Source organism: Polaromonas sp. P1_G4, assembly GCF_056405475.1.
Genome location: NZ_JBFUCA010000861.1, coordinates 1 through 1,146, shown reverse-complemented (window position 1 = coordinate 1,146; position 1,146 = coordinate 1). Strand labels below are relative to the sequence as shown.

Sequence of the window (1,146 nt, the reverse complement as noted above, 5' to 3'; positions counted from 1 at the left end):
GATTTGGCCAGCGCAATGAACTCCGCCACGCTGTTGACCGGCAGTGACGGGTTGACCACCATGATCTGCCCGCCGCGGCCCAGCGCGGTCAGCGGTGCGAAGTCCTTGACCGGGTCGTAAGGCAGTTTTTTGAACAGGTGCTCATTGGCCGACTGCGTGGTGTTGGTGGTGATGAACACGGTGTAGCCGTCGGGCTTTGCCTTGGCGGCTGCCTGGGCGCCGATGAAGCTGTTGGCGCCGGGCTTGTTGTCCACCACCACGCTGACTTTGCTGTCATTGGTCACGGCCTGGCCGATGGCGCGCGCCAGCTGGTCGGTTGCGCTGCCGGCCGCAAACGGCACGACAAAGGTGATCGGCTTTTCAGGAAAGCCCTGCGCCTGAGCCGCCATGGGCACGGCGAGGGGCGCGATGGCCCATAGCGCGGCAATGCCGAGCAAGGCGGGGCGGATGCGGCTGTGTATGGATTTTTGAGTGGCGGTTTTCATGTTGTCTCCTGATGTTGTGATGAGGCGTATCTGACGTTGTTGATCTCGTCTTGGTGTCCTGGTGTCCTGGTGAATCGGTTCCGTTAAAAAGTTTGGTCTCCCCCGGCGAGCAGGCCCGCCAGCGCTGCTGGCACTTCGATAGGTAAATCCAGCAGCCAGAATGAAAGCGACTTGCCGTGCGTGTCGAGGTTGAGCGCGTCATTCACGCCGCCGTCGAGCACGTCGTCGAGCACAAAGTTCAGGGCGCCCAGCAAAGGCAGCTCAAACCGCTGCACACGACTGGGCTTGCGGTGGGCAAAGTGGCGCGCCACGGCGGCCTCCGTCACCTGCGCCCGCAGCACGGGATAAAGGTCCGGGTGCCAGGCAATCACGCTGATGTTGGACCGGTTGCCTTTGTCGCCGGTTCGCCCGTGCGCGGCGCGGTACAGCGGGACCGTGATCATGGCCTGGCTCATGCGGCCTCCCCTGCGGTAGCCAGCGCTGCGGTATCGAGCATCCTGAACGACACCTTCACAGCGTCTCGGGGCACCAGGCAGGGCAAGGTGTTGAGCCTTGGTGTCAGTGCCGTGCGCACGCCGCCGCCGCCGGCCGGTCCGCAGCAGTACAGGGCGGTGACTTCCCGCGTCAGCCGCTCGGCCTCAGCGCGGTCGGTGTGTGTGGC

3 protein-coding genes are annotated in these 1,146 nt (G+C 64.4%); all 3 read right to left on the bottom strand.

Annotated features, from left to right (window positions below; genetic code table 11):
* Nucleotides 1-485: Bug family tripartite tricarboxylate transporter substrate binding protein (locus AC1D1X_RS23995; RefSeq protein ID WP_477699441.1), on the bottom strand; the 485-nt coding region annotated here is incomplete at its 3' end.
* Between the two features lie 83 nt (nucleotides 486-568).
* Nucleotides 569-940 carry an AtuA-related protein gene (locus tag AC1D1X_RS23990; protein ID WP_477669307.1) on the bottom strand — a complete coding sequence of 124 codons (372 nt, stop codon included), beginning with the start codon at nucleotides 938-940 and terminating at the stop codon, nucleotides 569-571.
* Nucleotides 937-1,146, bottom strand: a 210-nt coding sequence (locus AC1D1X_RS23985) for an acyclic terpene utilization AtuA family protein (protein ID WP_477699440.1), incomplete at its 5' end; no start/stop codon positions are given. The genes AC1D1X_RS23985 and AC1D1X_RS23990, both read right to left, overlap by 4 nt.